This is a genomic window from Pseudomonas sp. TAE6080 (assembly GCF_018732265.1).
In the GTDB taxonomy this organism is placed as follows: Bacteria; Pseudomonadota; Gammaproteobacteria; order Pseudomonadales; family Pseudomonadaceae; genus Aquipseudomonas; species Aquipseudomonas brenneri.
The window spans coordinates 16,509-29,579 of sequence record NZ_JAHIDY010000011.1 but is presented as its reverse complement, the minus strand read 5'-3'; the positions used below and the strand labels follow the sequence as shown (position 1 = coordinate 29,579).

At 60.3% G+C, this 13,071-nt stretch carries 12 protein-coding genes; 11 read left to right on the top strand and 1 reads right to left on the bottom strand.

The window, feature by feature from the left end; translation table 11 throughout:
- Positions 1-73 precede the first annotated feature (73 nt).
- The 8 genes from waaF to KL786_RS10480 all read left to right on the top strand — a co-directional run bounded on the left by waaF (position 74) and on the right by KL786_RS10480 (position 7,470).
- Positions 74-1,108, top strand: a complete 1,035-nt coding sequence (gene waaF / locus KL786_RS10515) for a lipopolysaccharide heptosyltransferase II (protein WP_215517583.1) — start codon at positions 74-76, stop codon at positions 1,106-1,108.
- 1 nt (position 1,109) lies between these two features.
- A complete protein-coding gene (gene waaC, locus KL786_RS10510; RefSeq protein WP_215517582.1) occupies positions 1,110-2,171 on the top strand; it encodes a lipopolysaccharide heptosyltransferase I in 1,062 nt (353 codons plus the stop codon).
- Complete coding sequence (locus KL786_RS10505) at positions 2,171-3,292, top strand: glycosyltransferase family 4 protein (RefSeq protein ID WP_215517581.1); 1,122 nt, start codon at positions 2,171-2,173, stop codon at positions 3,290-3,292. The genes waaC and KL786_RS10505 overlap by 1 nt, the downstream gene beginning before the upstream one ends.
- Complete coding sequence (rfaP, locus tag KL786_RS10500) at positions 3,292-4,098, top strand: lipopolysaccharide core heptose(I) kinase RfaP (RefSeq protein ID WP_215517580.1); 807 nt, start codon at positions 3,292-3,294, stop codon at positions 4,096-4,098. Before KL786_RS10505 ends, rfaP begins: the two co-directional genes overlap by 1 nt.
- Positions 4,098-4,832 carry a lipopolysaccharide kinase InaA family protein gene (locus KL786_RS10495; RefSeq protein WP_215517579.1) on the top strand — a complete coding sequence of 245 codons (735 nt, stop codon included), beginning with the start codon at positions 4,098-4,100 and terminating at the stop codon, positions 4,830-4,832. Before rfaP ends, KL786_RS10495 begins: the two co-directional genes overlap by 1 nt.
- On the top strand, positions 4,829-5,581 hold the full coding sequence (locus tag KL786_RS10490) for a lipopolysaccharide kinase InaA family protein (protein ID WP_215517578.1): 753 nt from the start codon (positions 4,829-4,831) through the stop codon (positions 5,579-5,581). Before KL786_RS10495 ends, KL786_RS10490 begins: the two co-directional genes overlap by 4 nt.
- Positions 5,581-7,029: a lipopolysaccharide kinase InaA family protein gene (locus KL786_RS10485; RefSeq protein WP_215517577.1), complete on the top strand. Its 1,449-nt coding sequence runs from the start codon at positions 5,581-5,583 to the stop codon at positions 7,027-7,029. Before KL786_RS10490 ends, KL786_RS10485 begins: the two co-directional genes overlap by 1 nt.
- Positions 7,030-7,155: 126 nt before the next feature.
- Complete coding sequence (locus tag KL786_RS10480) at positions 7,156-7,470, top strand: hypothetical protein (RefSeq protein ID WP_215517576.1); 315 nt, start codon at positions 7,156-7,158, stop codon at positions 7,468-7,470.
- 155 nt (positions 7,471-7,625) lie between these two features.
- On the opposite strand, the gene KL786_RS10475 is transcribed toward KL786_RS10480, so the two are convergent.
- Positions 7,626-9,737, bottom strand: coding sequence for a TonB-dependent receptor family protein (locus KL786_RS10475; RefSeq protein ID WP_215517575.1), 2,112 nt, complete (start codon positions 9,735-9,737; stop codon positions 7,626-7,628).
- 164 nt (positions 9,738-9,901) lie between these two features.
- Here KL786_RS10475 and KL786_RS10470 point away from each other — a divergent pair, with 164 nt between their 5' ends.
- The 3 genes from KL786_RS10470 to KL786_RS10460 all read left to right on the top strand — a co-directional run bounded on the left by KL786_RS10470 (position 9,902) and on the right by KL786_RS10460 (position 13,046).
- Complete coding sequence (locus KL786_RS10470) at positions 9,902-10,243, top strand: YceK/YidQ family lipoprotein (RefSeq protein ID WP_032862107.1); 342 nt, start codon at positions 9,902-9,904, stop codon at positions 10,241-10,243.
- A gap of 150 nt (positions 10,244-10,393) precedes the next feature.
- The gene (locus KL786_RS10465; RefSeq protein ID WP_065942896.1) at positions 10,394-12,148 is read left to right on the top strand and encodes a carbamoyltransferase family protein; all 1,755 of its coding nucleotides are present in this window, start codon (positions 10,394-10,396) and stop codon (positions 12,146-12,148) included.
- Positions 12,141-13,046, top strand: coding sequence for a glycosyltransferase family 2 protein (locus tag KL786_RS10460; protein WP_090292814.1), 906 nt, complete (start codon positions 12,141-12,143; stop codon positions 13,044-13,046). Before KL786_RS10465 ends, KL786_RS10460 begins: the two co-directional genes overlap by 8 nt.
- Positions 13,047-13,071 lie beyond the last annotated feature (25 nt).

Below are 13,071 nucleotides of genomic sequence, written 5' to 3'. Positions count from 1 at the left end.
ACACAAACCGTGACCTACAGTAATTATCGAGGCGGGGAGGCATGAGCCTCCCCGAATCGTTTGTGGAAACTACATGAATATTTTGATCGTTGGGCCCAGTTGGGTCGGTGACATGGTGATGGCGCAGACACTGTTCCAGTGCCTGAAACAGCGTCATCCCGACTGCCAAATCGACGTGCTCGCCCCCGAGTGGAGCCGGCCGATCCTGGAGCGCATGCCCGAGGTGCGCCAGGCCTTGAGCTTCCCGCTCGGCCATGGCGCGCTGGAGCTGGCGACCCGACGGCGGATCGGCAAGTCCCTGGCCGGCCAGTATGATCAGGCGATCCTGCTGCCCAACTCGATGAAGTCGGCGCTGGTGCCGTTCTTCGCCGGCATCCCCAAGCGCACCGGCTGGCGCGGCGAGTTCCGCTATGGCTTGCTCAATGATGTGCGCAAGCTCGACAAGGCCCGCTACCCGCTGATGATCGAGCGCTTCATGGCCCTGGCCTACGCGCCCGATGCCGAGTTACCGACGCCGTATCCACGCCCGAGCCTGCAAATCGACCCGGTTACCCGCGATGCGGCCCTGGTCAAGTTCGGCCTGACCCTGGACCGGCCGGTGCTGGCGCTGTGCCCTGGTGCCGAGTTTGGCGAGTCCAAGCGTTGGCCGTCGGAGCATTACGCCAAGGTTGCCGAGCTGAAAATCCGCGAAGGCTGGCAAGTCTGGCTGTTTGGCTCGAAAAACGATCATTCGGTGGGTGAAGACATCCGCCAGCGCCTGATCCCCGGCCTGCGCGAAGAAGCGGTCAACCTCAGTGGCGATACCTCGCTGGCCGAGGCCATTGACCTGCTGTCCTGTGCCGATTCGGTGGTGTCCAACGACTCCGGCCTGATGCACGTGGCTGCTGCGCTGAACCGCCCGCTGGTGGCGGTGTATGGTTCCACTTCGCCAGGCTTTACGCCGCCGTTGGCCGACAAGGTCGAAGTGGTGCGCCTGGGCCTCGATTGCAGTCCCTGTTTTGACCGCACCTGCCGTTTCGGTCACTACAATTGCCTGCGCCAATTGCTGCCAGAACCGGTGGCTGAAGCCTTGCAGCGGTTGCAGGGCAACGTGGTCGAGGTTCACTGAGTTGCGGGTACTGGTAATCAAGACCTCATCCCTGGGCGATGTGATTCACGCCTTGCCGGCATTGACCGACGCGGCCCGGGCGATTCCGGGGATTCGTTTCGACTGGGTGGTGGAAGAAGGCTTCGCCGAAATCCCCACCTGGCATCCGGCGGTGGACAAGGTGATCCCGGTAGCGATTCGCCGCTGGCGCAAGAACCTCTGGCAGACCTTCAAGAGCGGCGAGTGGCGGCGCTTCAAGAAGCAGGTCCAGTCCACCAAATATGACCTGGTGATCGACGCCCAGGGCTTGCTCAAAAGCGCCTGGCTGACCCGCTATGTGCGGGCGCCGGTGGCCGGCTTCGACAAGCAGTCGGCCCGCGAGCCAATCGCCGCACGCTTTTATTCCCGTCGCCTGGCGGTTGCCCGTGGCCAGCATGCGGTTGAGCGCTTGCGCCAGTTGTTCGCCGTGGCCCTGGGTTATGACCTGCCCAAGGGCCTGGGGGATTACGGCCTGAGCACCGAAAAACTGCTGGGCCTGCCGCCGAAAAAACCATTCGTGCTGCTGCTTCATGGCACCACCTGGGACACCAAGCATTGGCCCGAAGCCTACTGGCGCGACCTGGCCGAGCGCATGGGCAGCCTGGGCGTGGATGTGAAGTTGCCGTGGGGTAATGCCGCCGAAAAAGCCCGTGCCGAGCGCCTGGCCCAAGGCCTGGCCAACGCCGAAGTGTTGCCTAAATTGAATCTGGCCGGTGTGGCGCGGGTCCTGGCTAGCGCCCGGGCCTGTGTTGCCGTGGATACCGGCCTGGGGCATCTGGCGGCTGCACTGGATGTACCGACGATTTCCCTGTTCGGCCCAACCAACCCGGGCCTGACCGGTGCCTATGGCAAGGCGCAGATCCATCTGGGCAGCGATTTCCCCTGCGCGCCATGCCTGCAAAAGAAATGCACCTACCAACCGACCGCTGAAGACCAGCGTCGGTTTGATCTCAAGCGCGAGTGGCCACTGTGCTTTACTCGCCTGAACCCTGAGCGTGTGGCCAGCCGACTGAGCACGTTGTTATTGGCTGAGGAGCTGCACTGATGCAACTGGCATTTGTTCTGTACAAATATTTCCCCTTTGGTGGCTTGCAGCGCGACTTCATGCGCATTGCCCTTGAGTGCCAGCAGCGCGGCCACCAGATCCGTGTCTATACCCTGATCTGGGAAGGCGACATCCCGCCAGGCTTTGAAGTGCTGGTGGCGCCGGTCAAGGCGTTCTTCAACCACCGCCGCAACGAGAAGCTGACCGCCTGGATGCAGGCTGACCTGGCCAAGCGCCCGGTGGACCGCTTGATCGGCTTCAACAAAATGCCAGGCCTGGATGTGTACTACGCGGCAGACGGCTGTTTTGAAGACAAGGCGCAAAACCTGCGCCACTCGCTGTACCGCAGTTTTGGTCGCTACCGGCACTTTTCCGAGTACGAGCGCGCGGTGTTTGCCAAGGACGCCAAGACTGAAGTCCTGATGATCTCCGAGGTCCAGCAGCCGCTGTTTATCAAGCATTACGACACGCCGCTGGAGCGCTTCCACCTGTTGCCGCCGGGCATTGCCCAGGATCGTCGGGCGCCGCCGAATGCGGCCGAGATTCGTGCCGGGTTCCGCGCCGAATTCAACCTGGCGGACGACGATTTGCTGCTGGTGCAGATCGGTTCGGGCTTCAAGACCAAGGGCGTGGACCGCAGCCTCAAGGCGCTGGCTGCACTGCCCGCGGATCTGAAAAAACGCACCCGCCTGTTTGTAATTGGCCAGGACGACCCCAAAGTATTCCAATTGCAGAGTGCTACCCTTGGCCTGGGCGACAATGTGCAGTTCCTCAAGGGGCGCAGTGATATCCCGCGTTTTCTGCTGGGCGCCGACCTGTTGATTCACCCGGCGTACAACGAAAATACCGGGACTGTGCTGCTCGAAGCAGTGGTGGCCGGGTTGCCGGTGTTGGTCACGGCAGTGTGTGGTTATGCCCATTACATCAGCGAGGCTGATTGCGGGCGCGTGCTGGACGAGCCGTTCGAACAGGCCCAGCTCAACCACTACCTGGCCGGGATGCTCAGTGATCAGCAGCAACGTGCGGCCTGGAGCCGCAATGGTCTGGCCTTCGCCGAGACGGCCGACCTCTATAGCATGCCGCAGCACGCTGCGGATGTAATTCTGGCGGAGCAACACTGATGAAGTTGATTCTTGCCGAACCGTTCAAAAGCCTTTGGGCCGGGCGCGATGCGTTCGCCGAAGTCGAGCTGTTGGACGGCGAGGTTTACCGTGAACTGGAAGCCCGTCGCACCTTGCGTACCGAGGTGGATGGGCGCGGCTACTTTGTGAAAATCCACCGTGGCATCGGCTGGGGTGAAATCTTCAAGAACCTGTTCACCGCCAAATTGCCGGTGCTGGGCGCCGGGCAGGAGTGGCAGGCAATTCAGCGCCTGCACGAAGTTGGCGTACCGACCATGACCGCCGTGGCCTACGGCGAACGCGGCGCCAACCCGGCCGACCAGCATTCCTTTATTGTCACCGAAGAGCTGGCGCCGACCATCAGCCTGGAAGACTTGAGCATGGACTGGCTCAAGCAACCGCCAGAGCCGCGTCTCAAGCGCGCGCTGATTGCCGAAGTAGCGCGCATGACCGGGATGATGCATCGCGGGGGCGTCAACCATCGCGACTGCTACATCTGCCATTTCCTGCTGCACACCGACAAACCGGTGACGGCCGATGACTTCAAGCTCTCGGTGATCGACCTGCACCGTGCCCAGGTGCGGCCGCGCATCAGCCAGCGCTGGCGCAACAAGGACCTGGCGGCCCTGTATTTCTCGATCCTGGATATCGGCCTGACCCGCCGCGACAAGTTGCGCTTCCTCAAAGGCTACTTCCAGCAGCCCCTGCGCCAGATCCTGGCTGAGGAAGGCGCGTTGCTGCAGTGGCTGGAGCGCAAGGCCAGCAAGCTCTATGACCGCAAAGTCCGGTACGGAGGCGCGCTCTGATGGCGGGTTGGAACCTGGAACCTGCTTACTCGGAGCTTGTGGACGATTTTGGTAGCCTCGACGCAGTGTTTGCCCTGCAAGGCGAGCGGCTGACCCGCGACCCGTTGTCCGAAGTGATTCGTGTAGAGCGCGGCGGGGTCAACTATTACGTCAAGCGCTACACCGGCGCCGGCAAAGGCTTGCGCCGTTACCTGGGCAAGCCACGGGTCAAGTCCGAGTGGCAGAACCTCAAGCGCTTCGCCAAGTGGGGCATTCCCACCGCCGAAGTCGTGGCCTGGGGCCTGGAGCGCAAGGGCCTGGCCTATGACCGTGGGGCGATGATCACCCGTGAGTTGCCCAGGACCGAAGACCTGGCAGCCTTGGCCGAGCGCAAGGATCCGCAACTGTCTGACCCGGTGTGGGTCGACAAGGTCAGTCGCCAGCTCGCCGAATACACCCGGACCATGCACGACCAGCGGTTTACCCACAACGATTTGAAGTGGCGCAACCTGCTGATCGACGACCAGCAGACCCTGTACCTGATCGACTGCCCCAACGGCGACTTCTGGCGCGGGTTCTGGCTCAAGTACCGGATCACCAAGGACCTGGCGTGCCTGGACAAGGTCGCCAAATACCATCTGTCGGCCACCCAGCGCCTGCGTTTCTACATGCAATATTGTCGGCGCAAGCACTTGAGCGTGTCGGACAAGCAACGGATTCGCCATGTGCTGAAGTTTTTCGAGGGACGCGAATGAACGACTTCCTGGCAACTGAAGACCGGGCATTGCTGGAACGGCATGGCCTGGCTGATTTCGATGCCCTGTGGGCCAGGCAACTGGATGCGGTGGATGAACCCAACACCAGTCGCGGTGGCTGGAGCAGCGTGTTTCGCCTGGAGCTGGAAGGCCGTGGCTTTTACCTCAAGCGCCAGAGCAACTACCTGACGCGCACCCTGCATCGGCCGTTTGGCGAGCCGACCTTTGCCCGTGAATTTCGCAACATCAGCCGCTATCGGCAGAAGGCGATCCCGGCCTTGCAGGCGGCCTTTTATGGTGAGCGCAAAGTCGCCGGCGAATACCGCGCCTTGCTGCTGACCCGCGCGCTGGATGGCTGGAATGACCTGGACTCACTGCTGGAGCAGTGGTCGACCCTGAGCGACGCCCAGCACCGCGCGATCCTCGTGGCCTGTGGCCAATTGGCGCGCAAGCTCCATGGCGTCGGCCAGGTGCATGGCTGTTTTTACCCCAAGCATATCTTCCTGCAGGCCACCGGCGACGGTTACGCGGCGCAGTTGATCGACCTGGAAAAAACCCGGCCGCTGTTGCTGGGCCGGCGCGATCGGGTCAAGGACCTTGAGCCACTGCTGCGCCGCGCCGGGGCGTGGTCGCAAGAGCAAGTACGACAGTTTCTGGCGGCCTACCTCGATCAGCCTCTGGATAGCTCGTTGGTCGATAACTGGGCGCAGCTCCTGGCGGGTCGGCGCAGTCACAAGGAGGCCCGCTGATGCGCCTGTCTGAACTCAAAAACGCCGGGCGCACCCCGGCGCTGCCCTTGAGTATTGAGTTGGCGGATGCGGCGGGGCCTGGGCAATTGCAACTGCTGAGCCTGCTGCGGGTGTTGCCGGGCCAGCGTTATGTGGGCGCGGCTATCTGGCGCGGCCGGCCGGTGCTGGCCAAGTTGCTGGTGGGTGGCAGCGCTGCCCGGCATTTCCAGCGTGAACTCCAGGGTGTGCGCCTGCTGGCCGAACAAGGCCTGAGCACGCCGCTGTTGCTGGCTGACGGTCTGCAAGACGGTGAGGGCGGCTGGCTGCTGTTCGAATTTCTCGAAGGTGCACAAAGCCTGGCTGAGGCCTGGGCGGCTGTTGAAGCCATGCCGCCACTGGCGGATGAACAGCAGGCTGTGTTGGCCGAAGCGCTGGGCGCGATTGCACAGATGCACGCCAAGGGCCTGTGGCAGGAAGACTTGCACCTGGACAACCTGATGCGCCAGGGCGAAAAACTGTATTTGATCGATGGTGGCGGGATCTGCGTCGAACAGGCGGGAAACCCCCTGTCACGCAACCGAGTACTGGAAAACCTCGGGGTGTTTTTTGCCCAGTTGCCGAGCAACCTTGAGCCGTTTACCGAAGAATTGCTGGTGCATTACCTGTTAAGCAATGGCGAGCACGCCTTGCCCCTTGAAGCCCTGCAAAAGCAGGTGCGCAAAGTCCGGGCCTGGCGCCTGAAAGACTTCCTGGGCAAGGTTGGCCGCGAATGTACCTTGTTCAGTGTCGTGCGCGGGGCCTTTGGGCTGCGGGCGATCCGTCGTGAAGAAGAAGTAACCCTGCTGCCGGTGCTGGCGCAGGTCGATGCGTTTATCGACCAGGGCCAAATGTACAAGGCCGGCGCCTCGGCCACGGTGGCCAGGGTGGATGTCGCGGGCCGTCCGCTGGTGATCAAGCGTTACAATATCAAGGGCTTTGCCCACTGGCTCAAGCGCTTCTGGCGACCAAGCCGCGCCTGGCACGCCTGGTGCGAAGGCAACCGCCTGGCGTTCCTGGGAATTGCCACGCCCAAGCCGCTGGCACTCCTGGAGCGGCGGTTTTTCTGGCTGCGCAGCCGGGCTTATCTGGTGACGGAACACTTGACCGGGCCGGACCTGATTGAGCATCTGGCGCCGTACGTGGAAAACGGCGAGGTGCCCGAGCCGGAACTGCTGGCCCTGGAGCGCTTGTTTGGCGAACTGATTCGCGAGCGGATCAGTCATGGTGATTTCAAGGGGCGCAATCTGTTCTGGCAGGAGGGGCGCTGGGTGATGATTGACCTGGACTCGATGTGCCAGCATGGATCCCTAGGCAGTTTCGCCCCGGCGTTTGCCAAGGATCGCGCGCGGTTTATGCGCAATTGGCCTGTGAGTAGCGCGCTTTACCGGGTAATTGATCAGCGTTTGCCCAAGGGAATCGCGCCTGATTAATGTTTTGACTAAGTTGCACTCTGGACTTTATTTCTCGGGGTTAATAAGTTGTGCCGGTACTTGGTGGGTTTGTCTGTCTGGATAGTTTCATCAAGTGTCCGGTGACTTAATCTTGGGAGTGTGCAAATGACATCAATTACTGGTTCCCCCTCATTTTCTTTTTATAATGATCTTGCTAATAAAAACAAACCAATAGATCCCGTGAACCCTGTTCGGCCAATAGATAACGTGCAGTCGGGTTCTCGTAATCCGCTGGACCAGACTGCTGGCGATGATGCCGAGTATTTCAGTGCTGAAACCCAGGAGTGGCAGCCAACGGCCTCTGATGGCAAGGGAAGCGGTGGATATGCAAATCTCGGTGATCCGTATCGGGAGCCTATAGATTTTGAAATAGTGGCTGGACCGAATGGTGATTGGGTGCAATCAAACGACAACAGGTGATTGCTTGAAAGTCGCATGGGGCTTTCGTTTTGTTGTTGTGTTAAGTGATGTTGTTGTTTGGTATGTAGTTATTTTGCTGATGGTTTGTAGGTAATGTCTTTGATTAATATGGGAGCCGATTGGGCAGCGCAAGTTGCCCATCGGTTTTGTATTGTTCAGAAACTGTATTGGGCTCCTGCGCCGGCATACCAGGATCGGCCTGGCGCGGCCTCGTAATAGCGCTGGTTGCTGTCGCCTACGATCACCGACCCGACGTATTGGCGATCCAGCAAATTATCCAGGCGCAAAGTCTGATGAAAGGTCCAGTGCTCCACCTTCTGCTCAAACCGTGCACGCCAGTTGAAGACGCTGTAGCCCGGCGCAGCACGCTCCTGGTTGGTGTCCTCGACATAGATCTTGCTGCGGTACATGCCTTCGACAGCGGTGCTGAGCCAATCCCGTGGTTTCCAGTTCAGCTCGGCAAACAGCAGGGTCTGCGGGACGCCGGGCAGGTAGTTGCCTTTGTCGATGGATTTGCCGTTGTTGCTGAAGTCACTGTCGTAGGTGGCTTGCAGGCGGGTGTAGGCGAGGTTGGCGCTCCACTGTTCGCTCAGTTGACTTTCGATGCCCAGTTCAAAGCCACGGCGCAGGGTGCGGCCGGCGTTTTGGTAAGTGCTGCGACCGCCACTGGATTGCTGTACCACCAACTCGTCATCCGTAGTGATCTGGAACAGCGCTGCGTTGATTCGGGTATCTTGACCAACCCGTGCTTTCAGACCGACCTCATACTGCTTGCTGACTGAGGGTTTTAGCGCAAAGTTGAAGCCATTTGCTGCACTGGAATAGGCCAATTCTGCCTGTGTTGGTGTTTCGAAGGCTTTCCCAGCACTCACATAAGCGTGCAAGTCGGGAGTGAAGGCATACATGGCGCTGATCGATGGTGTGTTTTTTTGGTAGGTCTTGCTGCCGCTATCGTTGCCGTCATTACCACTCACAAAGTGATCATCGACTTCCATTTTCATCGTGCTGTGGCGTAGTCCAGCTTGCAGGGTCCAATTGCCCAGTAGCCAGTTGGCCTGGATGAACGGATCTATGCTGGTGGCAGTGTCAATTTCGTCACGGCCCAAGGCGCCTTTTACGCCATGCTCACCATTGACGGTGTTGGAGTACCCTTGACGATCATCCTCACTACGGTCGTAGTCGAGGCCAGTGATCAGGGTCAGCTCTCCCGGAGCGCTGACGATAGGTTGTAGCCAATGGAATGAGCCTCCATAGAATTTGCGGTCAAAAGCCACTACCCCTCCGCGCGCATTGGCGGGGTTGGGGTTGCCATTGGGGAACTTGTCTGGAATCGACAAATACTGAATCACACTCCGCCGCCCGGTATACGCATTCACCTGCAACGTCGCATCGCCAATGTACCGCTCGTAATTCATCCCCAACTGCTGATGGTCAATGCTCTTGCGCGTGTTGTACGTCAACGCGTTGCTGGTGACCGAATGCGGGTCGGCCTTATAGTCAGCCCACTTTTGCCCCAGTGGATCCTGGGTGCCGTTCTGCTCCAGGCTGCTGTAGATCAGGGCCAGCTTGCTGTCGTCATCGGGCTCGACATTAAGCTTGGCGAAGGTCTGGTCGCGGCGGGCGCTGCTGTGGTCGCGGTAGCCGTTGGTGTCCATGCGCGAGGCGTCGAGGACAAACCCGGCACCGTCCACCGCGCCTTCGGCACTGAGGTGGTTCTTGTTCAGGCCGTCGCTGCCGAATAGGGTTTCGGCGCCGATGCGAGGTGGGCCCTCGCCGTTGCGCGAGAACATCTGGATCACCCCGCCGGCGTTGCTGCCATACAAGGTGGCAGCTGGGCCGCGCAGCACTTCTATGCGCTCGGCAGTGTCAAGGTTGAACGTGGCGGCCTGGCCCTGGCCATCCGGGGTGCTGGCGGGGATGCCATCGGCAATCAGTTTGATCCCGCGCACGCCAAACGCCGAGCGCGCGCCAAAGCCGCGGGACGAAATCTGCAAGTCCTGGGCATAGTTCTGACGGTTCTGCACCACCAGCCCCGGCACGCGGGCCAGGGCCTCCGAAGCGTTGATGCCCAGTTGGCCATCGCTGATCTGTTCACGGCTGATGCTGTCCACCGAGTAGGGCAGGTCGAAACTGCGACTGACGCTGCGCGAGCCTGTCACCACGCTGGGGTCGAGGATCAGCGGGGCATCTTCTGCCTGGGCGGGTTGCTGCAGGCCCAGCAGGCCGGGGAGCAACATCGCAAAACAGGTGGGGACAACGACTTTCATGAGCGAACCAACTTCCATGACGCGCAGCGCGGGCGCGGAAAAAAGGGCGCGAGTTTAACGATTCTGTGAGGCTTTTCCGAAGAATATTCCCGCACAATTTCGGCATATTCGTCTTACGCAGTCTTGGGTTAGGCTGCCCGCCTCATGCCAAAGGAGGGTTGCCCGTGAATCCTACAAACATTCTGCTGCTTGCCGCCATTGTCCTTTCGACCACGGCCTGTGGCACCATCGATACGGTGTTTCGCGAAGACGCGGTGGCCAGCCAGAAACTCAAGGACCTGCGCAGCCATTGCGAGAGCGTGCCCCGTATCTACAGCGGCGTGGTGTACGACTTCTGCTCCCTGAATGGCGAACCCAACAGCAAGAAAAGCCTGGACGACCAGCAGATCGGCCCGCTGCCGTGGATTGCCGTTGATTTCGCCCTGTCAGGCGTTCTCGATACTTTGGTACTGCCCTACACCGTCTACCGGCAGAGTCGCGATGGCAGTATCGAGATTTTCCGATAACACCTCTTGTTTCTCCCTGCCATTTGCAGCTAGAGGCGTTTTGCCTCTTTTAAGCTATAATCCCGCCCTTTAGCTTTTCTCGCCGAGGCGAGGGGCACACATTTTTCAGGCGCAAGCGCCTGCTTGCAGACTAAAAGAGGCTAGACCCCAGTGGCATTGACGATTCTTGGCCTGTCCGGCGCCCTTAGCCATGATCCTTCCGCAGCCCTGTATATCGACGGCAAGCTGATCGCGGCTGCCGAAGAAGAGCGCTTCGTACGCGATAAACATGCAAAGAACCGCATGCCCTACGAATCGGCGAAATTCTGCCTGGAGCAGGCCGGTATCAAGCCTTCCGACGTTGATGTGGTAGCGATCCCGTTCGCCCCGATCAGCTTGTTCGGCGAGGCCCGCTGGCACTATGCCAAGCGGTACTGGTACGCCCCGGACCGCGCCCTTGACGCGATCCTGATGGGTAACCGCCGCTACAAGCGCTATCGCAACAAGATTGTCTGGTGCCTGGAGCAACTGGGCTTCGATCCGAAGAAGATCAAGATCGAGCCGGTTGAACACCACCTGGCCCACGCTTCCAGCGCCTATCACTGCTCGGGTTTCCAGGAGAAGACCGCGATCCTCGGGATCGACGGCAAGGGTGAGTACGCCACTACCTTCTTCGGCTACGGCGAGAACGGCAAGATCCACAAGATCAAGGAGTTCTACGATCCGGACTCCCTCGGCGGCCTGTACGGCGCGATCACCGAGTTCCTCGGTTTCGAGATGCTTGATGGCGAGTTCAAGGTCATGGGCATGGCGCCGTATGGCGATGCCAGCAAGTACGACTTCTCGCGCCTGGCCTCCTTTGAAAACGGCGAGTTGGTGATCAATACCGACTACGCCAACGTCATCGGCCTGCGCCGTTATAAAGAGAAGGGCAAGGGTTTCTACTTCTCGCCAAAACTGATCGAGTGGCTGGGTCCCAAGCGCGAAGGCGATATCGCCGACGAGCCGTACATCCACTACGCGGCGAGCATGCAGGCCCTGTTCGAGAAACTGGCCTTGCAGATGATCGACCATTACCTGGGCGATATCCTCAAGGAAACCGGCAAGCTGGCCTTCGCCGGCGGCTGTGCGCTGAACGTCAAGTTGAACCAGAAGATCATTGCCCGCGATGACGTCAAGGAGCTGTTCGTGCAGCCGGCGTCCGGCGATGCCGGCACCGCCGTGGGCGCGGCGGCCTATGTGTCTCATGCCCGTGGTGTACCGGTAGAGAAGATGGAGCACGTCTATCTCGGCCCGTCCTACAGCAACGAAGAAGTGATTGCCGCGTGCGCCAAGCACCCGAGCAAGCCGAAGTGGCGCCAGATCGACGACATGCCAAAGCGCATCGCCCAGATCATGGTCGACGGCAACCCGGTGGCCTGGTTCCAGGGCCGCATGGAGTTCGGTCCGCGTGCCTTGGGCGGTCGTTCGATCATCGGTTGCCCGAGCGCCGTGGGCGTGGCTGACCGGATCAACCACCAGATCAAGTTCCGCGAGCGCTGGAGGCCTTTCTGCCCGTCGATGCTCGACACCGTGGCCCCGCAGATGATCAAGGTCGATCACCCGGCCCCGTTCATGACCTTCACCTTTGAAGTGGCGGAGGAATGGAAAACCCGCGTGCCGGAAGTGGTCCATGAAGATGGCACCTCCCGCGCCCAGGTGCTCAAGCGCGAATACAACCCGCGCTACTACGACATGATGAAAGAGCTGGAAGTGCTGACCGGTAACGGTGTCTCGCTGAACACCTCGCTCAACCGCCGTGGCGAAGCGATGATCTGCTCGCCGACCGACGCACTGAACATGTTCTTCGGCTCCGACCTGCAGTACCTGATCATGGAAGACATCCTGGTCGTCAAAGACGGTGTGGAAGGGCAAGTCATTGACTGAAGCACTGATTGGCGTCGTCATCCCCGCCTACAACTACGCGCGCACCCTGGGGCGCGCGGTTGAATCGGTGCTGGCACAACTCGACGAAGCCGATGCGCAGTTGTTGGTGATTGATGATGGCTCTACCGATGAGACGCCGCAGGTGCTGGAGGCTCTGTTGGCCAAGCACCCGGGACGTTTCCGGGCCTTGCGCAAGCCCAATGGCGGCTTGGCCTCGGTGCGCAATCGCGGGATTGAAGAGTCTGCTGGCCAGTACCTGATGTTCCTGGATGCCGATGATGAAATGGCACCCGGTGCGCTGGCCCTGGTCGCGCAGCATATTGCCGCTCACCCGGACAGTCGCTTGATCATCGGTGGCCACTGGTCGGTGTTCGAGGATGGCAAGCGCCGCCTGCATGCTGTCAAGCCGCTGCCTGCCACGCCTTATCTGCGGGTGCGCGGGTATTTGCTGGACAAGACCATCGCGATCTCCAATGGCGCCTGCGCCATGCATCGAGACATCTTCTCGGTGGGCAACTACCCGGAGCGCATGCGTAACGCCGAGGATATTCCGGTGTTTGCCCAGGCCCTGGCACGCGTGCCCTGTACGGTCATCGATCAGCCACTGGCGTTGATCTACAAGCATGCCGACAGCTTGCGGCATGACATCAATCACAGCGTGGCAGCGGGCGTGAGCCTGGTTGACGAGGTCTTCTCGCCAGTGCGTATGCCCAAGGCGTTGCAAGGCCTGCGCAGTGCGTTTCTCGCGCAGCGCTGCCTGTCTTTGTTTCGCAATTGCCTGAGCGCTGGTGAATACACGCTGGCCCGGCAGTTTTACTGCCAGGCGGTGCGTACCGACTGGCGCGCGCTGACACGTTGGTCGTATACCCGCAAGGCGCTTCAGCTGTTGTTCAAGTAAGAGTTTTATAGCCTGTTAGGCTACG